19 protein-coding genes are annotated in these 22146 nt (G+C 72.3%); 8 read left to right on the top strand and 11 right to left on the bottom strand.

Annotated features, from left to right (window positions below; genetic code table 11):
* The first annotated feature begins 92 nt into the window (after positions 1-92).
* Both KDL28_RS16105 and KDL28_RS16100 read left to right on the top strand, forming a co-directional pair.
* A complete protein-coding gene (locus tag KDL28_RS16105; protein ID WP_252439373.1) occupies positions 93-1580 on the top strand; it encodes a carboxylesterase/lipase family protein in 1488 nt (495 codons plus the stop codon).
* Between the two features lie 36 nt (positions 1581-1616).
* Positions 1617-2051 (top strand): PPOX class F420-dependent oxidoreductase, encoded by a 435-nt coding sequence (locus KDL28_RS16100; RefSeq protein ID WP_252439371.1) that lies wholly within the window; start codon positions 1617-1619, stop codon positions 2049-2051.
* 107 nt (positions 2052-2158) lie between these two features.
* Here the strand turns inward: KDL28_RS16100 and KDL28_RS41520 are convergent, their stop codons facing one another.
* The 9 genes from KDL28_RS41520 to KDL28_RS41515 form a co-directional block, all read right to left on the bottom strand.
* The gene (locus tag KDL28_RS41520; protein WP_252439369.1) at positions 2159-3151 is read right to left on the bottom strand and encodes a DUF418 domain-containing protein; all 993 of its coding nucleotides are present in this window, start codon (positions 3149-3151) and stop codon (positions 2159-2161) included.
* Between the two features lie 146 nt (positions 3152-3297).
* The gene (locus tag KDL28_RS16090; protein ID WP_252439367.1) at positions 3298-3612 is read right to left on the bottom strand and encodes a DUF6457 domain-containing protein; all 315 of its coding nucleotides are present in this window, start codon (positions 3610-3612) and stop codon (positions 3298-3300) included.
* 46 nt (positions 3613-3658) lie between these two features.
* The gene (locus KDL28_RS16085; RefSeq protein ID WP_252439365.1) at positions 3659-3796 is read right to left on the bottom strand and encodes an MFS transporter small subunit; all 138 of its coding nucleotides are present in this window, start codon (positions 3794-3796) and stop codon (positions 3659-3661) included.
* Entirely contained in the window at positions 3793-5178 is a 1386-nt protein-coding gene (locus KDL28_RS16080; RefSeq protein WP_252439363.1) for an OFA family MFS transporter, read from the bottom strand. The genes KDL28_RS16085 and KDL28_RS16080 overlap by 4 nt, the downstream gene beginning before the upstream one ends.
* A 162-nt stretch (positions 5179-5340) precedes the next feature.
* Positions 5341-6621: an ATP-dependent Clp protease ATP-binding subunit ClpX gene (gene clpX / locus KDL28_RS16075; protein WP_252439361.1), complete on the bottom strand. Its 1281-nt coding sequence runs from the start codon at positions 6619-6621 to the stop codon at positions 5341-5343.
* Positions 6622-6820: 199 nt separating this feature from the next.
* Positions 6821-7474 (bottom strand): ATP-dependent Clp protease proteolytic subunit, encoded by a 654-nt coding sequence (locus KDL28_RS16070; RefSeq protein WP_305882213.1) that lies wholly within the window; start codon positions 7472-7474, stop codon positions 6821-6823.
* Positions 7471-8088 carry a ClpP family protease gene (locus tag KDL28_RS16065; protein ID WP_252439646.1) on the bottom strand — a complete coding sequence of 206 codons (618 nt, stop codon included), beginning with the start codon at positions 8086-8088 and terminating at the stop codon, positions 7471-7473. The genes KDL28_RS16070 and KDL28_RS16065 overlap by 4 nt, the downstream gene beginning before the upstream one ends.
* 167 nt (positions 8089-8255) lie before the next feature.
* Entirely contained in the window at positions 8256-9722 is a 1467-nt protein-coding gene (gene tig, locus KDL28_RS16060; RefSeq protein ID WP_252439359.1) for a trigger factor, read from the bottom strand.
* 352 nt (positions 9723-10074) lie between these two features.
* Positions 10075-10797, bottom strand: coding sequence for a (2Fe-2S)-binding protein (locus KDL28_RS41515; protein ID WP_252439357.1), 723 nt, complete (start codon positions 10795-10797; stop codon positions 10075-10077).
* Between the two features lie 334 nt (positions 10798-11131).
* Between KDL28_RS41515 and gltB the strand changes: the two genes are divergently transcribed.
* The 3 genes from gltB (at position 11132) to KDL28_RS16040 (ending at position 18082) form a co-directional block, all read left to right on the top strand.
* A complete protein-coding gene (gltB, locus tag KDL28_RS16050) occupies positions 11132-15682 on the top strand; it encodes a glutamate synthase large subunit (protein ID WP_252439355.1) in 4551 nt (1516 codons plus the stop codon).
* The gene (locus KDL28_RS16045) at positions 15675-17129 is read left to right on the top strand and encodes a glutamate synthase subunit beta (protein ID WP_252439353.1); all 1455 of its coding nucleotides are present in this window, start codon (positions 15675-15677) and stop codon (positions 17127-17129) included. Before gltB ends, KDL28_RS16045 begins: the two co-directional genes overlap by 8 nt.
* 665 nt (positions 17130-17794) lie before the next feature.
* Positions 17795-18082 (top strand): DUF559 domain-containing protein, encoded by a 288-nt coding sequence (locus tag KDL28_RS16040; protein ID WP_252439351.1) that lies wholly within the window; start codon positions 17795-17797, stop codon positions 18080-18082.
* An 85-nt stretch (positions 18083-18167) separates the two neighbouring features.
* On the opposite strand, the gene KDL28_RS16035 is transcribed toward KDL28_RS16040, so the two are convergent.
* Entirely contained in the window at positions 18168-18680 is a 513-nt protein-coding gene (locus KDL28_RS16035; protein ID WP_252439349.1) for a hypothetical protein, read from the bottom strand.
* 110 nt (positions 18681-18790) lie between these two features.
* Positions 18791-19348: a GNAT family N-acetyltransferase gene (locus KDL28_RS16030; RefSeq protein ID WP_252439347.1), complete on the bottom strand. Its 558-nt coding sequence runs from the start codon at positions 19346-19348 to the stop codon at positions 18791-18793.
* Between the two features lie 29 nt (positions 19349-19377).
* Here KDL28_RS16030 and KDL28_RS16025 point away from each other — a divergent pair, with 29 nt between their 5' ends.
* The 3 genes from KDL28_RS16025 to KDL28_RS16015 all read left to right on the top strand — a co-directional run bounded on the left by KDL28_RS16025 (position 19378) and on the right by KDL28_RS16015 (position 22121).
* The gene (locus tag KDL28_RS16025; RefSeq protein WP_252439345.1) at positions 19378-19866 is read left to right on the top strand and encodes a MarR family winged helix-turn-helix transcriptional regulator; all 489 of its coding nucleotides are present in this window, start codon (positions 19378-19380) and stop codon (positions 19864-19866) included.
* A gap of 100 nt (positions 19867-19966) precedes the next feature.
* Positions 19967-20716 carry a 3-hydroxybutyrate dehydrogenase gene (locus tag KDL28_RS16020; RefSeq protein ID WP_252439343.1) on the top strand — a complete coding sequence of 250 codons (750 nt, stop codon included), beginning with the start codon at positions 19967-19969 and terminating at the stop codon, positions 20714-20716.
* A gap of 52 nt (positions 20717-20768) precedes the next feature.
* Positions 20769-22121: an MFS transporter gene (locus tag KDL28_RS16015; protein ID WP_252439341.1), complete on the top strand. Its 1353-nt coding sequence runs from the start codon at positions 20769-20771 to the stop codon at positions 22119-22121.
* The last annotated feature ends 25 nt before the right edge of the window (positions 22122-22146 follow it).

The raw sequence follows: 22146 nt of genomic DNA, 5'->3' as shown, positions 1-22146 counted from the left end.
GGGGGCAGCGGATGCTTGACAACGCTAGCGCCTCGGTCGACGGTGATGCGACATCATCCGATTTTGTCGCAACGGGGTACCAGATGAGCGATATGTCGTCAGCGCCGGTCGTCCGGGTCCAGCAGGGCGAGCTGCGCGGGACCACCGACCGCGGGGCGCTGGCCTTCCTCGGGGTGCCGTTCGCGGCTCCGCCGTTCGGCGCCGACCGGATGCGCGCGCCCCGCCCGGCGGCCGCGTGGGAGGGCGTGCGCGACGCCACCCAGTTCGGTCCGACCAGCCCGAAGGGGCCCTACCCCCCGCAGTACCGGTCGCTGTTCACCGAGGTCGACATCCCGGGCGAGGACTGCCTCAACCTCAACGTCTGGACCCCGGACACCGCGGGCTCGGCGCCCGTGCTGGTGTGGATCCACGGCGGCTCGTTCATGAACGGCTCCGGCTCGGTGGCCGCGTACAACGGCGCCGCCTTCGCCCGCGACGGCGTGGTCTGCGTGACGATCAACTACCGGCTCGGCGCGGAGGGCTTCCTGCACACCGGCGACGACGTCGCGAACCCCGGCCTGCTCGACCAGGTCGCCGCGCTGACCTGGGTGCGCGACAACATCGCCGCGTTCGGCGGCGACGCAGGCCGGGTCACCGTGGCCGGCGAGTCGGCCGGGGCGATGAGCGTGACCACGCTGCTGTCGATGCCGGCGGCGTCCGGGCTGTTCCAGCAGGCCATCGCGCAGAGCGGGGCGGCCGCGCACACCATGGGGCCCGACGACGGGCGCCGCGTCGCCGGGTTCCTCGCCGAGGCACTGGGCGTCGAGCCCAGCCGGGAGGCGATCGCCGCGGTGCCGGTCGAGCGGGTGACGGCGGCTGCCTCGGCGCTCACCGAGGAGGTGCAGACCGCGCCCGACCCGCAGAAGTGGGGCGCGCTGGCGATGAGCCTGCTGCCGTTCATGCCGACCGTCGACGGCGAGGTCGTGCCCCGCCCACCGCTGGCGGCCATCGCCGACGGGGCGGGTGCCGACGTGCCCCTGCTGATCGGTTCCACGAAGGACGAGGGCCGGCTGTTCTCCGTCCCCGCAGGCGCCATCGCGGCCATCGACGAGGCCACGCTCGCCGCCGCGGCCGGCGCATACGGCCTGACCCCCGAGGACGTCGAGGTCTACCGCCGCAACCGGCCCGACGCCCGCCCCGGCGACCTGATGGCCGCGATCGTCACCGACTGGTTCTTCCGCATCCCGGCGCTGCGCGTCGCCGAGGCCCGCGCCGGGGCCACCGCGCCGACCTGGGTCTACCGCTTCGACTTCTGGTCCACCTCCTACGACGGCGAGCTCGGCGCCTGCCACGCGGTGGAGCTCCCGTTCGCGTTCGACACGCTGCACGAGCCGAGCACGCGCGCCCTCGTCGGCGAGGCCGCCCCACAGGCCGTCGCCGACACCACGCACGCCACCTGGGTGAACTTCATCCGCCGGGGCGACCCCGGCTGGGCGCCCTACGACCCGGGGTCGCGCACCACCGGGCTGATCGACGACAAGGTGGAGGCGGTCGACGACCCGGCGGGCGACGAGCGCAGGCTCTGGGAGGGCGTCCGCTGACCCGGTCCCGGCCGCGATCTCACTACGCTGCCCGGAATGAGCAGCCTGGACCCCGAGATCCGCGCCTTCCTGTCCGAGGGCACCCGCACCGGCAAGCTCGCCTGGGTCGCCGCCGACGGCCGCCCGCTGGTGGCCCCGGTCTGGTTCGTCGTCGAGGGCTCGGACGACGCGCCCGAGCTGTTGTTCAACACCGGACGGGACACCGCGAAGGGCCGCGCGGTGCGCCGCGACCCGCGGGTGTCGGTCTGCGTCGACTCCGAGCTGCCGCCCTACGGGTTCGTGCAGGTGCAGGCCGAGGCCACGGTCGTCGAGGACCCCGACGAGCTGGTCCGCTCGGCGACGGTCATCGCCGCCCGCTACATGGGCGAGGACCGGGCCGAGGAGTTCGGCAAGCGCAACGGCGTGCCCGGCGAGCTCCTGGTCCGCCTCCGCCCCACCAAGATCGTCGCCAACCTCGACATGACCGCCTGAACCCCTCCCCCACCCCCGTCGAGAACGAAGTTGCTGTCGGTTGGACCGGTCCAAAACGACAACGACTTCGTTCTCGACGGGGGTGGGGCACGGGCCGAACTCTGCCCTCAGCGCAGCAGCGCGGGCCGGCGTGCCCAGGTGGCCCAGCGCCACAGCCACTCCAGCGGACCCTGCCGGAAGCGGCGCAGCCACAGCGCCGAGAACACCCACTGGACGACCAGCACGACCGCGACGATCGTCAGCACGGCCTTGGTCGACCAGCGCTCCGGGTGCCCGACGACCGCGACCACCAGCAGCACCGCCGCCGTGGCCGACAGGTAGTTCGTCAGCGCCATCCGCCCCAGCGGCGCGAACGCCGCCGCCAGCGGCCGCCGCAGCGGGGTGCGCAGCAGCACCAGCAGCACGCACACGTACACCCCGGCGACCAGCAGGCCCGCCACTCCGCGGGCGTGGGTGCCCGCCGGGTCGTCGGCGTCATCGCCCACCGCGACCTGCCACCACACGGCGGGCACCGCGAGGACCGCGAACGCCGCCCCGGCCAGCGCCACGGCGGGCAGGTCGCGGTCGAGCCGGTCGATCACGCCGTACCGGACGAGCGCGGCCCCGGCCAGGAACAACCCCGCGATCAGTACGGGGCCGCCACCGCCGATCACCAGGCCGGCGGCGCACACGAACCCGGCGAGGACGGCGACGGCCCACCGGGGCAGCCACGTCGACGGCAGCAGCACGACCAGCCCGACCAGGGCGTAGACGGTGAGGATCTCCCCGCCCCACAGCCCGAACCGGTGCGCCAGGCCGACCACCAGCAGTGCCAGCAGCCTGCGCAGCAGCACCAGCCGCGGGGTGGCGGTGCGGGCCGCGGCCGAGTCGACCAGCAGCGCGAAGCCGATGCCGAACAGCAGCGAGAAGATCACGTAGAAGCGCTGCTGGGCCAGCAGGGCGAACCACTCGGGGTCGGCGGGTGCGTCCACGGCGGCGGCGATGGGGCGCACGTTGACCAGCAGGATGCCGCACAGCGCGACCCCGCGGACGACGTCGAGCGCGAGGATCCGGGACCGGGCGGCGGCGGGGAGGGTGTGGGGAGCACCGGGGAGGGACACGCCCGAAGCCTGGCGCCGCTCCCCCGCTCACGGATCGGCCGAAGCTCCAATCCCCCTCGGCCGAAAGACCGACCCCGTCGAGAACGAAGTCGTTGTCGGTTTGGACCGGTCCAAACGGCAACGGGTTCGTTCTCGACGGGGTGGGGTCAGGCGCGCTGGGACTGGTCGTTGGCCGGGACGGCGCGCTCGGTGTCGGCGTCCCAGCCCGCGGCCATCCGCGACACCTTCCCGGCGTAATCGCGGGCGGCCACGGCGGGGTCGTCGGCGCGGCCCGCGGCCACCCCGATCAGGAACGCCGTGACGGGCGCGGCGGGCCGGCTGACACCGTGCGCCACGTCCGAGGTCAGGTCGAGGACCATGTCCACGGTCGGGCCGGCTTCCACGGCGTTCTCCAGGCCCAGCTCGCGGGCCACCGCGGTGACCCACTCGGACATGGCCTTCGCATCGCTGCTCTCACTCACGGTGCGACCGTAACCGCGTCCGCGCGGGAACGCCCGTCGAGCGCCGTCAGGTGCCGAACAGGGCCGGGATCTTGATCAGCAGCTGGTACAGCCCGTACCCGAACGGGATCAGCACCCACAGCCAGGCCAGAGCGGCCAGGACCGGGTTGATCGCGCGCGGGGCGCTCTCCGACTGCGTGCTCATGCCGCCGCCTCCTTCTTCTCCGCGGCCGCCGCGGCGCCCTCCGGCTCGTGGAACCGCGGGTTCACCGGCTTGATCAGTTCGTTGCAGACGAACGCGATCACCAGCAACCCGATCATGATCATGAACGCGGTGGTGTACCGGCCGGGCCCCTGCACCCCGGCGGCGATCTGCGCGTCGGCGATGGCGTTGACGATCAGCGGGCCGAGCACGCCCGCGGTGGACCACGCGGTCAGCAGCCTGCCGTGGATGGCGCCCACCTGGTAGGTGCCGAACAGGTCGCGCAGGTAGGCGGGCACGGTGGCGAACCCGGCGCCGTAGAACGACAGGATCACCATCGCGCAGACCAGGAAGACGACCTTGTTGGCGTTGGTCGTCAGGGTCAGCGCCAGGTACAGCAGCGCCCCGACGCCCAGGTAGATCCGGTACATGTTCTTGCGGCCGAGGAAGTCCGACGTGGACGACCACAGGATCCGGCCGATCGCGTTGGCCAGCGACAGGATCGCCACGAACCCGGCCGCCGCGGCGGCCAGCGCCTCCGGCGTCGTGGCGTCGGGGAAGAAGTCGCGGTAGATCGGCGCGGCCCGTTCCAGGATGCCGATGCCCGCGGTCACGTTGAAGGTGAGCACCACCCACAGCAGCCAGAACTGCGGGGTCTTGATCGCGTTGGCCGCCGAGACGTGGTTCTGGCTGATCATGGCGTTCGACTTGACCCGCGACGGGTCCCAGCCCGCCGGCTTCCAGTCGTCGGCGGGCACCCGGATCAGCAGCCAGCCCACCGACATGAACACCGCGTAGATCAGGCCCATGGTCAGGAACGTCTGGGCGATGCCGGGCACCGACGGGTTCTCCCCCGTCGCCCCGTACGCGCCGAGCAGCTGCTGGGTGAGCGGGGACGCGATCAGCGCACCGCCGCCGAAGCCCATGATCGCGATGCCGGTGGACAGGCCCGGCCGGTCCGGGAACCACTTGATCAGCGTGGACACCGGCGAGATGTAGCCGATGCCCAGGCCGATCCCGCCGACGAACCCGTAGCCCAGCACCACCAGCCAGTACTGGTCCAGGAACAGCCCGACGGCGGAGATGAGGAACCCGCTGACGAAGCAGCACGACGCCACGAACATCGCCCAGCGCGGGCCGTTGGCGTCGACCTTCGTGCCGAAGACGGCGGCCGAGAGGCCCAGCATGATGATGCCGAGCGTGAACGGCAGGGCGCTGGCCACGCCCGAGATGTCCATGCCCGCCTCTAGCGGCGGCTTGAACACGCTCCACGCGTAGGCCTGGCCGATGGCCAGGTGGATCGACAGGGCCGCGGGCGGTATCAGCCAGCGACTCCACCCCGGGCGAGCGACGATCCGCTCGCGTTGCAGGAACCCGACCGCCATTGCTGCTCCCCGCTGCACCGCGACGACATGACAGCGGGTCACGCTAGATCGGGTTAGTTGACACAGCAACCCGGAGCCTCACCCACCGGAGAAGCACCGGTACACGAACGGGACCGCCCGCCGCTACGCGGCGTGGACGGTCCCGTCCGGTCGGGAAGCGGATCAGGCGGAGCGCTCGCGACGCTCCCGGCGGGCCGGGGTGCGCGGCACGATCGTCGGGTAGACGTTGGACCGCACGTTCAGCTCGGTGACGACCACCTTGGCGGCGTCGTCGCTGCTGGGGATCTCGTACATCACGGGGAGCAGCACCTCCTCCATGATCGCCCGCAGGCCGCGGGCGCCGGTGCCGCGGCGGATGGCCTGCTCGGCCACCGCCTTGAGCGCGTCGGGGGTGAACTCCAGCTCGACGCCGTCCATCTCGAAGAGCTTGCAGTACTGCTTGACCAGCGCGTTGCGCGGCTCGGTGAGGATCTTGATGAGGGCTTCCTCGTCGAGCGAGGTCACCGAGGCCACCACCGGGAGCCTGCCGATGAACTCCGGGATCAGCCCGAACTTGATCAGGTCCTCGGGCATGGTGTCGCCGAAGCTCTCCGCGGCGTCCAGGTCGTTCTTGGAGCGGATCTCGGCGCCGAAGCCCAGACCGCGGCGGCCGACCCGGTCGCCGATGATCTTCTCCAGCCCGGCGAACGCACCGGCCACGATGAACAGCACGTTCGTCGTGTCGATCTGGATGAACTCCTGGTGCGGGTGCTTGCGACCGCCCTGCGGCGGGACGCTCGCGGTGGTCCCCTCCAGGATCTTCAGCAGCGCCTGCTGCACGCCCTCGCCGGAGACGTCGCGGGTGATCGACGGGTTCTCCGACTTGCGGGCGATCTTGTCGACCTCGTCGATGTAGATGATCCCGGTCTCGGCCCGCTTGACGTCGTAGTCGGCCGCCTGGATGAGCTTGAGCAGGATGTTCTCGACGTCCTCGCCCACGTAGCCGGCCTCGGTGAGGGCGGTGGCGTCGGCGATGGCGAACGGCACGTTGAGCAGCTTGGCCAGGGTCTGGGCCAGGTAGGTCTTGCCGCATCCGGTGGGGCCGAGCATCAGGATGTTGGACTTGGCCAGCTCCACGCCGTCGCCGTCGGCGCCGCGGCCCTTGTCGCCCGCCTGGATGCGCTTGTAGTGGTTGTAGACCGCCACGGACAGCGTGCGCTTGGTCCGGTCCTGGCCCACCACGTACTGGTCGAGGAACTGGTGGATCTCGGCGGGCTTGGGCAGCTCGTCGAGCTTGACCTCACCGGCCTCGGCCAGCTCCTCCTCGATGATCTCGTTGCAGAGATCGATGCACTCGTCGCAGATGTAGACGCCGGGGCCGGCGATCAGTTTCTTGACCTGCTTCTGGCTCTTCCCGCAGAAGGAGCACTTGAGCAGGTCACCACCATCACCGATGCGTGCCATGAGTGCAGACCCCATATCCCATCTGGTGCTTCCCCGTCCGGCGGGTCCGGCAGGAGAGAGCGCCCTGGTGACGTTACCCGTCGAAGACGGTCCCGGGGGAGCATCCGCCGCCCTCGGATTGCGGACGTGTCGGCAGGCGGTCGGTGTCGGGACCGTGACCGGTCACCGATCCGACCGACCCGCCGGACGTCGTGGTTCGTCAGACAGCCGAGAGCTTCCGGCTCTGGATGATCTCGTCGATGATCCCGTAGTCCTTGGCCTCGTCGGCGGTGAGGATCTTGTCCCGCTCGACGTCCACGCGGACCTGCTCCGGGGTGCGGCCGCTGTGCTTGGCCAGCGTGGTCTCCATCAGCTTGCGCATCCGGGAGATCTCCGCCGCCTGGATCTCCAGGTCGGACACCTGGCCGTAGAAGCCCTCGGTGGCCGGCTGGTGGATCAGGACGCGGGCGTTCTGGACGGCGAGGCGCCGGCCCGGGGTGCCCGCGGCCAGCAGCACGGCCGCCGCGGAGGCGGCCTGGCCCAGGCACACGGTCTGGATGTCCGGGCGGATGAACTGCATGGTGTCGTAGATCGCCATCAGCGACGTGAACGACCCGCCGGGCGAGTTGATGTACATGCTGATCTCGCGGTCCGGGTCGGCCGACTCCAGGCACAGCAGCTGCGCCATGACGTCGTTGGCCGACGCGTCGTCGATCTGCACGCCGAGGAAGATGATGCGCTCCTCGAACAGCTTGTTGTACGGGTTGGACTCCTTGACCCCGTAGCTGGTGCGCTCGACGAACGACGGCAGCACGTAGCGGCTCTGGGCGCCCTGCGGCGCGCGGCCACCAGGCATCTCGAACCTACTGCTCATCGGGTGCTCCCGTTCCCGTTCTCACTGATCGCGTCCGGCAGCTGGCCGGCGCGCGAGATCACGTGGTCGACGAAGCCGTACTCCAGCGCCTCGGCCGCGGAGAACCAGCGGTCGCGGTCGAAGTCGGCGGTGATCTTCTCGACGGTCTGGCCGGTGTGGCTGGCGATCAGCTCCGCCATCTCCCGCTTGTGCCGCTTGAACAGCTCGGCCTGGATGGAGATGTCGGACTCGGTGCCGCCGACGCCCGCCGAGGGCTGGTGCATGAGGATCTGGCAGTGCGGCAGCGCGTACCGCTTGCCGCGGGTGCCCGCCGACAGCAGGAACTGGCCCATCGACGCGGCCAGGCCCATGGCGTAGGTGGCCACGTCGCAGGGGATGAACTCCATCGTGTCGAAGATGGCCATCCCCGCGGTGACCGAACCGCCCGGCGAGTTGATGTAGAGCGCGATGTCGGCGTCCGGGTCCTCCGCGGAGAGCAGCAGCATCTGCGCGGCGATCCGGTTCGCGATGTCGTCGTCGACCTGCTGGCCCAGCACGATGATCCGCTGCTGGAGCAGACGCTCGTACACCGAGTCGGACAGCGTCATGGACGTGGGCGCGGAGCCCCGCCGCATGACCGGTCCGAAGGGGTTGTCCTGTGGGCTCACGAGCCCTCCTTGCTGACGCTCGTCGGTCGCGTTGACGTGGGGTGTTGCTCCGACCCTACGCGGCGGGAGGTGCCCCCCGCCGCGTACGGGGCCGTTGTTCGCTCTGGGGTTGACGTCCGGGTTCGCCGCGCCGATCAGGCGCTGGTGGGGGCCTTGGACGTGGACGCCTCGCCGGACTCGCCGGCGGCCGTCCCGGCCGTGTCGGCGCTCTCGTCGGCGCTCTCCTCGGCGCTCTCATCGACGCTGCCCTCGACGACGGCCGGGGGCTGCTCGTCGGTGTCGTCGCCGAGGAGGTCGGACAGGTCGACCGGCTCGCCGGCGGCGTCGGTGACCGTGGCCGCGCGGACGGCCACGATCAGCGCCTTGCTGCGCCGCACGTCGGCGTAGACGGCGCCGAGCTGACCGGCCTGCTGGATCCGCTGGACGAACTCCTCGGGCGGCATCTGGTACTGCTGGGCCTGGAAGATGATGCGCTCGGTGAGCTCCTGGTCGTTGACCGAGACCTCCTCGGCGTCGGCCAGCGCGTCGAGCACGAGCCGGGTGCGCACCGAGGTCTCGGCGGCCTCCCGGGTCTCGGTGTCGAACTCCTCGCGCGTGCGCCCCTGCGTCTGCAGGAACTCGGCGAACTTGTCCTCGTCGTGGTCGAAGCCGTGGACGGCGTCGTGCACGGCGTTGTCGACCTCGGCCTTGACGACGCCCTCGGGCAGCGGCACCTCGGTGGCCTCGACGATGGCCTCCAGGACCTTGTCGCGGGCCTGGGTGACCTGCTCCATCTTGCGCACCCGGCCGAGCCGCGTGCGCAGGTCGGCGGTGAGCTCGTCGAGCGTGTCGAACTCGCTGGCCAGCTGGGCGAACTCGTCGTCGGCCTCGGGGAGCTGGCGCTCCTTGACCGCGGTGACCTTGACGGTGACCTCGGCGTCGCGGTCGGCGAACTCGCCGGCGACCAGCTTCGAGGTGAACGTCTTCTCCTCGCCGGCGGACAGGCCCTCGATGGCCTCGTCGATGCCGTCGATCAGCCCGCCCTGGCCCACCTGGTAGGAGAACCCGGTGGTCGCGGCCTCCTCGACGGCCTGGCCGTCCACGGTGGCCGACAGGTCGATCAGGACGAAGTCGTCCTTGGCGGCCGGGCGGTCGACGCCGGTCAGCGTGCCGAAGCGGGCGCGCAGGTTCTCCAGCTGCTCGTCGACCTGCTCGTCGGTGACCTCGACGTCGTCGACCGAGACCGAGATGGAGTCCAGGTCGGGCAGCGTGATGTCGGGGCGGACGTCGACCTCGGCGTGGAAGGCGAGCTTGTCGCCGTCGGCGATCTCGGTGACCTCGATCTCCGGGCGCCCGATCGGGGTGAGGTCCGCGGCGGCGGAGACGGCCTCGGTGTACTTGGCCGGCACGGCGTCGTTGACGACCTGCTCCAGCACCACCCCGCGGCCCAGCCGGGCGTCGATGATCCGGGCCGGGACCTTGCCCGGGCGGAAGCCCGGGACGCGGACCTGCTGGCCGATCGTCTTGTAGGCGCGGTCGAAGTCGGACTTGAGCTCGTCGAACGGCACCTCGACGTTGATCCGGACTCGCGTCGGGCTCAGCCGCTCGACGGTGCTCTTCACGGTGGGGTACTCCTCGCAGACGGATGTGGCTTGTGCGGCCCGCGGCTCGGGCGGATCGGGAGGTGCGCGGCACGCGACGGAGGCGCACACGCCCGGTGCTGACGCGAGTCTAGGCGAGACTGCGTTCCCCCGGTCGGGCGCGGTCCCCACGACGGTGGTCGCGGGCGTGTCGGCGGGTCGTCGCAGCTCAGAGGGTGGGTCTGGGGTGCTCCTCGCAGCCCTGGCTGGGTGTCGCAGCGCTGGCGGTGTCCTCGCAACCCGCCGGCGCGCTGCGAGGACCCACCCAGCCCTGCGAGGACCCACCTCGAGCCCGGCACCCGAGACGACCGCGAGCGAGCACCGCCGAAGGCCCTCACGCCCCCGCGAGCACGCAGTCGCCGCAGTACCCCCCGCCCGGCACCCGGTAGAACAGGCAGCAGCTCCGCCGCCGGAACGTCCAGTGCACGTCGGGCGGCCGCGGCGCCTCCCGCACCCCGCTCCCGGCGAGCCGCCCGCGGTCCAGCAGCAGCGCCCCCACCTCCGCGGCGCGCCGTGCCGCGGCGGGTCGCGCGGTCGTCACCATCCGGGTGGTCCCCGCGACGACCGAGGCCACGTTCCCCCACAGCACCCGGGGCGACACGGCGGCGACGCCCCGGACGGCGGCGACCAGCGCCGGCAGGTGCGCGTCGTACAGCTCCCCCAGCGCGGCGGCGGCGGCCGGGGCGTCCGGAGCCGGTGCGCCCGTCGGCGCGGGCGCCCACAGCGGCAGCGGGCCGGTCGCGCTGTCGCGCCAGTGCAGCTCGGCCGGGTCGAGCGAGGGCACGACGCCGTGCAGCACCGCGGCGCCGAACGCCGGCGACACGATCACCCCGACCACGCCCTGGAAGGCGATGGAGGCCGCCACCCGGGGTTCCACGGCGTCGTCGCCGCCGAGCGCGCGTCGCACGTGGGCGATCCGGCGGCGCAGGGGCGGGCCGTCGGTCTCCATGGCCGAGAGCGGCTGCCAGGTCGGGTCGGCCGATTCCGCGTCGCCTGTACGGACCGTGAAGAAGGGCCCGAGCGCGGCCACGTCGGCCAGCACCGCGCGCACGTCCACCCCGCCGAGTCTGCCCCTGTCGGGTGGCACATGTGGCGGTCACCCGCGTCACTGCGGCTGTCACTGGCGAATCGCCGCATCCACGTGCGACATTGAGCGTTCGTAACTGACGCACCCACCGACGTGTGCGCTCGCTTCCAGACGCCACGCCGGCCGGGCCCCGCACAACGGGGTCCGGTCCGTTCCGTGTCGGCGCCCGGCCACCACACGGGGACGTCCGATGCCGCTGCGTGACGCTCACGACACGGCAGGCGCCGCCGCCTGCATCCCCGGACACCGATCACGTCGTCCCGATGCTTGATGTCGGGGTGCACCGAGACGACAGGAGGCACTGTTGGCTGCGAACCCAGCGGTTTCCTCGGGGGGCCTCTACGCCCCCGACTTCGAGCACGACGCCTGCGGCGTGGCCATGGTGGCCGACCTCGCGGGCCGGCGCGACCACGGCATCGTCAGCAAAGCGCTGACCGCCCTGCTGCGCCTGGAACACCGCGGGGCTCGCGGCAGCGAGGCGAACACCGGCGACGGGGCCGGCATCCTGATCCAGGTCCCGGACGAGTTCTTCCGGGCCGTGGTCGACTTCGACCTGCCCGACGCGGGCGGCTACGCGGCGGGCACCGCGTTCCTGCCGCTCGACCGGGCCGCCGCCGACGACGCGGTCGCCCGGATCGACGCGATCGCCGCCGAGGAGGGCCTGCGGGTGCTCGGCTGGCGCGACCTGCCGACCGACCCGGAGGAGGCCGACCTCGGCCCGTCCGCGCTGGCCGCGATGCCGGGCTTCCGGCAGCTGTTCGTGGCCGGCCGCGCCGGTGAGACCGGCATCGACCTGGAGCGGCTCGCGTTCTGCCTGCGCAAGCGGGCCGAGCACGAGACCGGCACCTACTTCCCCAGCCTGTCCCCGCGCACCATCGTCTACAAGGGGATGCTGGCCGAGCCGCAGGTCGAGGCGTTCTACCCGGACCTGTCCGACGAGCGCGTCACCAGCGCGCTGGCCGTCGTGCACTCCCGCTTCTCCACCAACACGTTCCCGGCCTGGCCGCTGGCCCACCCGTACCGGTACGTCGCGCACAACGGCGAGATCAACACCCTGCGCGGCAACCGCAACTGGATGGCCGCGCGCGAGGCGCTGCTGGAGTCCGACCTCATCCCGGGCGACCTGCAGCGGCTCAGCCCCATCGTCACCCCGGACGCCAGCGACTCGGCCACCTTCGACGAGGTGCTCGAACTGCTGCACCTGGGCGGGCGCAGCCTGCCGCACGCGGTGCTGATGATGATCCCGGAGGCGTGGGAGAACCACGCCGAGATGGACGCCGCGCGCCGCGCGTTCTACGAGTTCCACGCCACGCTGATGGAGCCGTGGGACGGCCCGGCGCTGGTCACCTTCACCGACGGCACGGTCGTCGGGGCGGTGCTCGACCGCAACGGCCTGCGCCCCGCCCGCTACTGGGTCACCGACGACGGCCTGGTCGTGCTGGCCTCCGAGGTCGGCGTGCTGGACGTGGCACCGGAGAACGTGGTGCGCAAGGGCCGGCTGGAGCCGGGCCGGATGTTCCTGGTCGACACCGCGGCCGGGCGGATGATCGACGACGCGGAGATCAAGGGCGCGCTGGCGGCCGAGCACCCGTACCAGGAGTGGGTGCACGCCGGCGTGATCCACCTCGAGGACCTGCCGGTCCGCGAGCGCGAGGTGCCGACGCACTCCACGCTCACCCGCCGCCAGCAGGCGTTCGGCTTCACCGAGGAGGAGCTCAGCGTCCTGCTCAAGCCGATGGCGGTGACCGGGGCCGAGCCGATCGGCTCGATGGGCAACGACGCGCCGATCGCCGCGGTCGCCGAGCGGCCCCGCCAGCTGTTCGACTACTTCATCCAGCTGTTCGCCCAGGTCACCAACCCGCCGCTGGACGCGATCCGGGAGGAGCTGGTCACCTCCCTGCAGAGCAGGCTCGGTCCGGAGCAGAACCTGCTCGGGGCCGGGGCGGCGAGCTGCCGCACGATCGTGGTGCCGTTCCCGGTGCTCGGCAACGACGACCTGTCCAAGATCGTGCACATCAACGACGACGGCGACTACCCGGGCTTCGCCTCGTTCACCGTGCGCGGCGTGTTCCCGGCCGCCGAGGGCGGCGCGGGCCTGCGCAAGCGGCTCGACGAGATCCGCGCCGAGGTGTCCGCGGCCATCGCCGACGGTGCCCGCCTGATCGTGCTCTCGACGCGCGGCGTCGACGCCCAGCACGCGCCGATCCCGTCGCTGCTGCTCACCGGGGCCGTGCACCACCACCTGGTGCGGGAGAAGACGCGCACCCGGGTCGGGCTGGTCGTCGAGGCGGGCGACGCCCGCGAGGTGCACCACATCGCCCTGCTGATCGGCTACGGCGCCAGCGCGGTCAACCCGTACCTGGCCATGGCCACCGTCGAGGACCTCGCCGAGCGCGGCGACATCGACGTCGACCCGGCCACCGCGGCGACCAACCTGGTCAAGGCGCTGGGCAAGGGCGTGCGCAAGACCATGTCGAAGATCGGCGTGTCGACGGTGGCGTCCTACACCGGGGCGCAGATCTTCGAGGCCATCGGGCTGGGTCGCGAGGTCGTCGACGAGTGCTTCGCCGGCACCGGGTCGCGGCTCGGCGGCGTCGGCTACGACGTGCTGGCCGAGGAGGCGCTGACCCACCACCGCCGCGCGTACCCGGCCGACGAGGTCCGCGCGAACCACCGGTCGCTCGAGGTCGGCGGCGAGTACCAGTGGCGCCGCGAGGGCGAGCTGCACCTGTTCAACCCGCAGACGGTGTTCAAGCTGCAGCACTCCACCCGCCAGGGCCGCTACGACATCTTCAAGCAGTACACGCGGGCCGTCGACGAGCAGGCCAACCGGCTGATGACGCTGCGCGGGCTGTTCAGGTTCAAGACGGGCACCCGCCCGCCGGTGCCGATCGAGGAGGTCGAGCCGGTCGAGGAGATCGTCAAGCGGTTCGGCACCGGGGCCATCTCCTACGGCTCCATCTCCCAGGAGATGCACGAGACGCTGGCCATCGCCATGAACCGGCTCGGCGGCCGGTCCAACACCGGCGAGGGCGGCGAGGACCCCGAGCGCTGGACGCCCGACGCGAACGGCGACTCCCGGCGCAGCGCGGTCAAGCAGGTGGCGTCCGGGCGCTTCGGCGTGACCAGCGAGTACCTGGTCAACGCGGACGACATCCAGATCAAGATCGCGCAGGGCGCCAAGCCCGGCGAGGGCGGCCAGCTGCCGGGCAGCAAGGTCTACCCGTGGATCGCCAAGACCCGGCACTCCACCCCGGGCGTCGGGCTGATCTCCCCGCCGCCGCACCACGACATCTACTCCATCGAGGACATCAAGCAGCTCATCCACGACCTGAAGAACGCCAACCCGCTGGCCCGCGTGCACGTCAAGCTGGTCAGCCAGGTCGGCGTGGGCACGGTCGCGGCGGGCGTGGCCAAGGCGCACTCCGACGTCGTGCTCATCTCCGGGCACGACGGCGGCACCGGCGCCTCGCCGCTCAGTTCGATCAAGCACGCCGGCGGCCCGTGGGAGCTGGGGCTGGCCGAGACCCAGCAGACGCTGCTGGAGAACGGCCTGCGCGACCGGATCGTCGTGCAGACCGACGGCCAGCTCAAGACCGGCCGCGACGTGGTCATCGCGGCGCTGCTGGGGGCCGAGGAGTTCGGCTTCGCCACGGCGCCGCTGGTGGTCTCGGGCTGCATCATGATGCGGGTCTGCCACCTCGACACGTGCCCGGTGGGCGTGGCCACGCAGAACCCGGAGCTGCGCAAGCGGTTCGACGGCCGGCCCGAGTACGTCGTGAACTTCATGCGGTTCATCGCCGAGGAGGTCCGCGAGTACCTGGCCGAGCTGGGCTTCCGGTCGATCGAGGAGGCGGTGGGCCACCCGGAGGTGCTCGACGTCGACGACGCCGTGCGGCACTGGAAGACCCAGGGCCTCGACCTGTCCCCGGTCTTCCACACCCCGCCGCTCAAGCCCGGCGCCGCCCGGCACAACACCAAGGGCCAGGACCACGGCCTGGAGAAGGCGCTGGACAACACGCTGATCCAGCTGTGCGAGGGCGCGCTGCGCTCGGGCGACCGGGTCCGCCTCGACCTGCCGGTGCGCAACGTCAACCGCACGGTCGGCACGATGCTCGGCTACGAGCTGACCAAGGCCTGGGGCGGCGAGGGCCTGCCCGACGACACGATCGACGTCACGCTCACCGGCTCGGCCGGGCAGAGCTTCGGCGCGTTCGTGCCGAAGGGGATCACGCTGCGCCTGGTCGGCGACAGCAACGACTACTTCGGCAAGGGCCTGAGCGGCGGTCGGCTGACGCTGCGGCCCGACCCGACGGCGTCGTTCGCCGCCGAGGACAACGTGATCGCCGGCAACGTGATCCTGTACGGGGCCACGTCCGGCGAGGTGTTCATCCGCGGTGTGGTCGGCGAGCGGTTCTGCGTGCGCAACTCCGGCGCGCTGGCCGTCGTCGAGGGCGTGGGCGACCACGGGCTGGAGTACATGACCGGCGGCCGGGCCGTCGTGCTGGGCCGGATCGGGCGCAACTTCGCGGCCGGCATGTCCGGCGGGCTGGCCTACGTGCTCGACCTGGCCGACCCCGGCAGCGTCACCGCCGCGCGGATCAACCGGGAGATGGTCGACGTCGAGCACCTCGACGACGACGACCGCACCTTCCTGCGCGAGGTGGTCGAGTGCCACTACCGGGAGACCGACTCCGCCGTGGCCCGCGCCCTGCTGACCGACTGGGACGACCAGGTCGCCCGGTTCGGCAAGGTCATCCCCAAGGACTACAAGCGGGTGCTGCAGGCCCGCGAGGCCGCCGAGCGCGACGGCCGCAACGTCGACGAGGCGATCATGGAGGCGGCACATGGCTGACCCCAAGGGCTTCCTCAAGGCCCCCCGGGAGCTGCCGAAGCGGCGCCCGGTCGACCTGCGGCTGCGGGACTGGAAGGAGGTCTACGAGGACTTCCCGGTCCCGGCGCTGGAGCGCCAGGCCAGCCGCTGCATGAGCTGCGGCATCCCGTTCTGCCACCAGGGCTGCCCGCTGGGCAACCTGATCCCGGAGTGGAACGACCTGGTCCACCGCCACGACTGGCGCGAGGCCATCGAGCGGCTGCACGCCACGAACAACTTCCCGGAGTTCACCGGGACGCTGTGCCCCGCCCCGTGCGAGGCGGCGTGCGTGCTGGGCATCAACTCCGACGCGGTGACGATCAAGCAGATCGAGATCGAGATCATCGACCGGGCGTGGGCGGAGGGCTGGGTCCCGCCGCAGCTCCCCGCCACCAGGACCGGCAAGAAGGTCGCCGTCGTCGGGTCCGGCCCGGCCGGGCTGGCCGCCGCCCAGCAGCTCACCCGGGTCGGGCACGACGTCGTCGTGTTCGAGCGGGCCGACCGCATCGGCGGGCTGCTGCGCTACGGCATCCCCGAGTTCAAGATGGAGAAGGCCCGCCTCGACCGCAGGCTGGAGCAGATGCGGGCGGAGGGCACCGAGTTCCGGCCCGGGGTCGACGTCGGCAACGACGTCACCGCCGAGCAGCTGCGCGCCGAGTTCGACGCGGTCGTGCTGGCCGGCGGGGCGACGGCCTGGCGCGACCTGCCCGTCCCCGGCCGCGAGACCGAGGGCGTGTACCAGGCGATGGAGTTCCTGCCGTGGGCCAACCACGTGCAGGAGGGCGACCTGGACGCACCCCCGGTCAGCGCCGAGGGCAAGCACGTGGTGATCATCGGCGGCGGCGACACCGGCGCCGACTGCCTGGGTACCTCCCACCGCCAGGGTGCGGCCTCGGTGACCCAGCTGGAGATCATGCCCACGCCCCCGGAGAAGCGCACCGAGGGCATGCCCTGGCCGACGTACCCGATGGTCTACCGGGTGTCCTCGGCGCACGAGGAGGGCGGCGAGCGGCTCTACTCGGTCAACACCACCGAGTTCGTCTCCGACTCCGAGGGCAAGCTCAGCGCGCTGCGCATCGTCGAGGTGCAGCGCGACGAGAACGGCCGGTTCGTCGCGATCGAGGGCACCGAGAAGGAGCTGCCCGCCCAGCTGGTGCTGCTGGCCATGGGCTTCGTCGGCCCGGAGAAGGGCGCGCTGCTCTCGGACCTCGGCGTCGACCTCGACGAGCGCGGCAACGTCGCCCGCGACCGCGCCTACATGACCAACGTGGACGGCGTGTTCTCGGCGGGCGACATGGGCCGCGGGCAGTCGCTGATCGTCTGGGCGATCGCCGAGGGCCGGGCCGCCGCGGCCGGCGTCGACGAGTTCCTGACCGGCCGCAAGGTCCTCCCGCGCCCCATCGAGCCCACCGACCGCCCCCTGACCTGACCCCGTCAGATGTGCACCAGGCACCTTGCCGTCGCTGCTGAGGTGCCTGGTGCACATCTCGCGCGAGTTGTGCCCGCGCGTTCGGCACGCTGACCCGCGTGCAGGAGGTACCGGGCTGGCCGGAGGCGTTCCGCGGGTCGGCGGCGGTCGCGGCGGGGCTGGTGACCGCCGCGTCCTGCAGGGCCCGCGGTTCCGCCGGCTGTACCCCGACACGTACGTGCCGCGGCAGGCGCGTCCCGACCTCGCCCTGAGGTCGCGGGCCGCCTTCTGCTACGTCGAGGGGCGCGGGGCGCTGTCGGGCTACTCCGCGGCGGAGTTGCTCGGCGCGTCGTGCGGTCCACCGCAGGCGCCGGCCGCGGTCGTCGTCCGGGGTGGACGGCAACGCGCCCACCCGGGGCCGGCCGTGCCGCACCGGGCCGTCGAGCCGGGCGAACTCGTCCGGGTGGACGGCGTCCTGGTGACCTCGCCGCTGCGCACGGCCTTCGGCCTTCGACCTCGCTCGGCGGCGATCCGGTCGAGCGGGTCGTCGCGCTCGACGCGCTGGCCAACGCCCACGACTTCGCCCCCGACCTGCTCCTCAACTTCGGCGCCCGGTGCCGCGGCACCCGCGGCGACCAGGGCCTGGCCGAGGTGCTGACGCTCGCCGACCGCCGTGCGGCCTCCCGATGGAGACCCGCCTGCGACTGGTGCTGGTGCTCGGCGACCCGCCCCGCCCGCAGGCGCAGTGGCCGGTGTGGCTCGACCTGGCGTACCCGGACGAGCGGATCGGCGTGGAGCACGACGGCGCCGCGCACCTCCGGCCGGACGCGGTGCTGCGTGACATCGGCCGGCACACCGCCCCGCTCGACCAGGGCTGGCACGTCTTCCGCTACACCAGGGACGACGTCCGCCACCGGCCCGACCTGGTCGTGGCCCAGGTAGGCCGGGCCCTCGCCCGCGCGAGATGCACCTGACGCACCTCTTCGTACGGCCCCCGGTGCCTGACGCACATCTCGCGCGTCGCGCCCCACCTGAGCACCCGCTCGGGTGCGACGGACCTCACTCGTCGGGCGGCGAACCGTGCAGCCTCCAGTGCAGGTCGCCCCCGCCGTCGGCCTCGATGTCGTAGGTGATGAAGCCGTCGGCGGTGATGGGGCCGCCGCCGACGGGCACGCCCTCCACCGAGCACTGCAGCGAGCCGTTCGGGGTGGCGTTGACCTCGCGGGTCTTCTCGCAGGTGTTGGCCGCGACCTGGATATCGCTGCCCTGCTCGATCCGCACCGTCACCGCGAGGCGGTCGAACTTGCGGCTGCCGTCGCCGCCGTCGGTGTAGAAGCCGGTGACCGTGGCGCGGTACTCGCCGGTCGGTGCCTGCTCGATGCACACCGCCACGTTGTTCAGATCGGTGTTGAAGAACGGCGTGTCGATCTCCCGGCCCCCGTTGTCGCGGCAGCCCGCCGGCGCCGCGGCGGCCGCCACCGCGGGAGCCGGCGCGGCGGCGGTCGGCGCCGCGGTGACCATCGTCGCGAGCACGGCGCCCGTCCCCAGCAGCAGCTCCGTCGTTCGTCCCACATTCCCTCCTCCGGTCTGCGTTGCGCGCGGCGGACGCCGGCGCTCAGTACCGGACGGAGCCGGGCCGGTCATCGGTTGGGCGGCTGTCGAGTCGGATCGCCCCGCCCGGTCTACGTCCGCGTCAGATCGAGGCGGTACGCCAGCGCGCGCAACGGCGGATGGACCGCCAGCCCGTAGTGCGCGGCGGAGTCGGTGTCGCGCTCGGGGGTCCGCCGGTACCCCAGCCCCTCGTAGAGCCGGATCGCCCGGGTCATGAACGGTGCGGTGTGCAGGTGCAGGCCGGTGGCCCCGGCGGCACGGGCGCGGTGGGCGCAGTCCGCCATGAGCGCCCTGGCGATGCCGCCGCCCGCCCGACCGGGGTGCACGGCCACTCCGCGGACGTACGCCGCACCGGCCGGCAGGTCGACGTCCGCGCCGCGCAGGTGCAGGCGGGCCGTGCCGACGACCTCGCCGTCCTCGACCGCGACCAGCACCGTGGCGCCCTCGGCGGCGAAGTCGAGTACGTCGGCGAGGTAGGTGGGGAACACCTCGGCCGCGACCACGGGCGCGTAGCCGGCGTAGGCCGCCCGCAGCAACCGCTCGATCTCGGGGTGCTGCGCGGCGTCGGCTTCGCGGACCGTCGGCGCCGACGCCGGCGACCTGCCATAATCGACAGGCTTCCTGTCCATGTCGCCGACGGTAGACAAGGTGCCTGTCCATGTCAACGCGGATCCCGACCAGCCGCGGTCAGCAGCGCCCGGTCACGCTCGCGGTGCTGATGCGCGAGGCCTTCGTGGCGCTGAACGGCATCGTCATGGCCCGGTTGGCCGAGCGCGGGCACTCCGCGGTGCGCTCGGCGCACAGCGCTGTCTTCCAGTACCTGGACGACACCGGGACCACGGTCAGCTTGCTCGCCGAACGCGCGCAGATGACCAAGCAGGCGATGGCCGAGCTCGTGCGCCACCTCGAAGGGCACGGCTACCTCGTCCGGGTGCCCGACCCCGCGGACCGCAGGGCCAAGCTCGTGGTGCCCACCGACCGCGGGCACGAGGTGCTCGCGATCGCCGGGGAACTGGTGCCCGAGATCGACGAGTGGGCCGGGCGCGTCCTGGGCCCCGACCGGGTGCGCGACCTCAAGGCCGACCTCGACGCGATCCGGCACGCCGCCACCGGAGGTCGTGAGCGGGTGTCACGGCCGGAGCCGTGACACCCCTACCCGGTGTCGTCCTCCCCGTTCACAGCTCGCCTCCCGAAATGTGTGTCCGCGACACACAGTCGGGACGGCCCCGCTCGCCTACCGTCACCGCATGAGCACCCTGGACGGCAGGACGGCCCTGGTCACCGGGGCGGCCTCGGGGATCGGCGCGGCGATCACCCGCCGCCTCGTCGCCGACGGCGCGAAGGTGCACGCCGTCGACCGCGACGAGGCCGGGCTGCGCGAGCTGGCCGACGCCCTGCCCGGGGTCGACCCGGTGGTCTGCGACCTGTCCGACCTCGCCGCCGTCGACCGGCTGCCCGCCGAGGTCGACGTGCTGGTGAACAACGCCGGCACCCAGCACGTCGCGGCGGTCCACGAGTTCGACCCCGAGCGCTTCTCGCTGATCCTGCGGGTGATGCTGGAGGCCCCGTTCCGGCTGGCCAGACGGGCGCTGCCGCACATGTACGCCCGCGGCTGGGGCCGGGTCGTCAACGTCTCCAGCGCGCACGGCCTGCGCGCCAGCCCGTTCAAGGCCGCCTACGTCAGCGCCAAGCACGGCCTGGAGGGGCTGTCCAAGGTGATCGCACTGGAGGGCGCCGAGCACGGCGTCACCTGCAACTGCCTCAACCCCGGCTACGTGCGCACGCCGCTGGTGGAGGGCCAGATCGCCGACCAGGCCCGCACCCGCGGCATCGACCCCGACCAGGTCGTCGCGCAGGTGATGCTGGCCCCGGCCGCGGTGAAGCGCCTGGTCGAGCCGGACGAGGTCGCCGAGCTCGCCGCGCTGCTCTACGGCCCGGCCTCGGCCTCGATCACCGGCGCGTCGCTGCCCGTCGACGGCGGCTGGACCGCCCGCTGAACTCCGCACCGTCCCCGATCCCTACCCGCATCTCGACGAGGAGAGCACCACGATGACGTCCGAACGACCGACCGAGCACCCGCCCCGATCGAGCATCGTGAAGGTGGTGGCGTCGAGCATGGTCGGCACCACCGTCGAGTGGTACGACTTCTTCCTCTACGGCGTGGCCGCGGCCGCGGTGTTCCCCGCCGTGTTCTTCCCGAGCGACGACCCGACCGTCGGCACCCTGCTCGCGCTGGGCACGTTCGCGATCGGGTTCGTCGCCCGGCCGATCGGCGGGCTGGTGTTCGGCCACTTCGGCGACCGGATCGGCCGCAAGAAGCTGCTGGTCCTGAGCCTGCTGATGATGGGGGTGGCGACCTTCGCGATCGGGCTGCTGCCCGGCTACGCCAGCATCGGCGTCGCCGCGCCCGCGCTGCTGGTCCTGCTGCGGCTGGTCCAGGGCTTCGCGCTGGGCGGTGAGTGGGGCGGCGCGGTGCTGCTGGTCTCCGAGCACGGCGACCCGGCCCGGCGCGGCTACTGGGCGAGCTGGCCGCAGGCCGGCGTCCCGGTCGGGCAGTTGCTGGCCAACGGCCTGCTCGCGCTGCTGGCGGTGTTCCAGCCCGAGGAGGACTTCCTGTCCTGGGGCTGGCGGGTGCCGTTCCTGCTCTCGGCGGTCCTGGTGCTGGTCGGGCTCTACATCCGGCTCGCGGTCGAGGAGTCGCCGGTGTTCAAGGCCGCCCAGCAGAAGGCCGAGGCGGCGGCCGCGGCGGGTGAGAAGGAGAGCATGCCGATCGTGCAGGTGCTGCGGCAGTACCCGCGGGAGGTGCTGACCGCCATGGGCGCCCGCTTCGCCGAGAACGTCTCGTACTACATCTTCACCATCGTCGTGGTCACCTACGTGAACACCCGCTTCGACGTGCCCAGCTCGTTCGTGCTGAACGCGGTGCTGATCGGCGCAGCGGTGCACTTCGTGTCCATCCCGCTGTGGGGTGCGCTGTCCGACCGGATGGGGCGAAGGCCGGTCTACCTGATCGGCGCGGTCGGGGTCGGGGTGTGGGCGTTCGTGTTCTTCGCCCTGATCGACACGCAGAGCTTCGCGCTCACCGCGCTGGCCGTGTCGGTCGGCCTGGTGCTGCACGGGGCCATGTACGGCCCGCAGGCGGCGTTCCTGTCCGAGCTGTTCGGCACGAAGGTGCGCTACTCCGGGGTCTCGATCGGCTACCAGCTCGCGTCGATCGTGGCCGGCGGGCTGGCCCCGCTGATCGCCGTCGCGCTGCTGGCCCGCTTCGACAGCGGCTACGCGATCGCCGTCTACGTCGCCGCCTGCTCGGTGATCTCGATCGTCGCCGTGGCCACCTACGCCGAGACCCGCCACCGCGACCTCGCCGAGGACCCCGCCGTCTCCCAGCCCACCCGCCCCTGACCCGTCGAGAACGAAGCTGTTGTCG

This window comes from Pseudonocardia humida (assembly GCF_023898865.1).
GTDB lineage: Bacteria > Actinomycetota > Actinomycetes > Mycobacteriales > Pseudonocardiaceae > Pseudonocardia > Pseudonocardia humida.
This window is presented reverse-complemented; position numbering and strand designations above follow the sequence as displayed.

Bases quoted from the DNA above. Each gene is read 5' to 3' on its own strand.
- KDL28_RS16105 (WP_252439373.1), top strand. From the start codon at position 93: ATGTCGTCAGCGCCGGTCGTCCGGGTCCAGCAGGGCGAGCTGCGCGGG.
- KDL28_RS16100 (WP_252439371.1), top strand. From the start codon at position 1,617: ATGAGCAGCCTGGACCCCGAGATCCGCGCCTTCCTGTCCGAGGGCACC.
- KDL28_RS16085 (WP_252439365.1), bottom strand. From the start codon at position 3,796: ATGAGCACGCAGTCGGAGAGCGCCCCGCGCGCGATCAACCCGGTCCTG.
- KDL28_RS16080 (WP_252439363.1), bottom strand. From the start codon at position 5,178: ATGGCGGTCGGGTTCCTGCAACGCGAGCGGATCGTCGCTCGCCCGGGG.
- clpX (WP_252439361.1), bottom strand. From the start codon at position 6,621: ATGGCACGCATCGGTGATGGTGGTGACCTGCTCAAGTGCTCCTTCTGC.
- KDL28_RS16070 (WP_305882213.1), bottom strand. From the start codon at position 7,474: ATGAGCAGTAGGTTCGAGATGCCTGGTGGCCGCGCGCCGCAGGGCGCC.
- KDL28_RS16065 (WP_252439646.1), bottom strand. From the start codon at position 8,088: ATGCGGCGGGGCTCCGCGCCCACGTCCATGACGCTGTCCGACTCGGTG.
- KDL28_RS16045 (WP_252439353.1), top strand. From the start codon at position 15,675: ATGGCTGACCCCAAGGGCTTCCTCAAGGCCCCCCGGGAGCTGCCGAAG.
- KDL28_RS16040 (WP_252439351.1), top strand. From the start codon at position 17,795: ATGGAGACCCGCCTGCGACTGGTGCTGGTGCTCGGCGACCCGCCCCGC.
- KDL28_RS16030 (WP_252439347.1), bottom strand. From the start codon at position 19,348: ATGGACAGGAAGCCTGTCGATTATGGCAGGTCGCCGGCGTCGGCGCCG.
- KDL28_RS16025 (WP_252439345.1), top strand. From the start codon at position 19,378: ATGTCAACGCGGATCCCGACCAGCCGCGGTCAGCAGCGCCCGGTCACG.
- KDL28_RS16020 (WP_252439343.1), top strand. From the start codon at position 19,967: ATGAGCACCCTGGACGGCAGGACGGCCCTGGTCACCGGGGCGGCCTCG.
- KDL28_RS16015 (WP_252439341.1), top strand. From the start codon at position 20,769: ATGACGTCCGAACGACCGACCGAGCACCCGCCCCGATCGAGCATCGTG.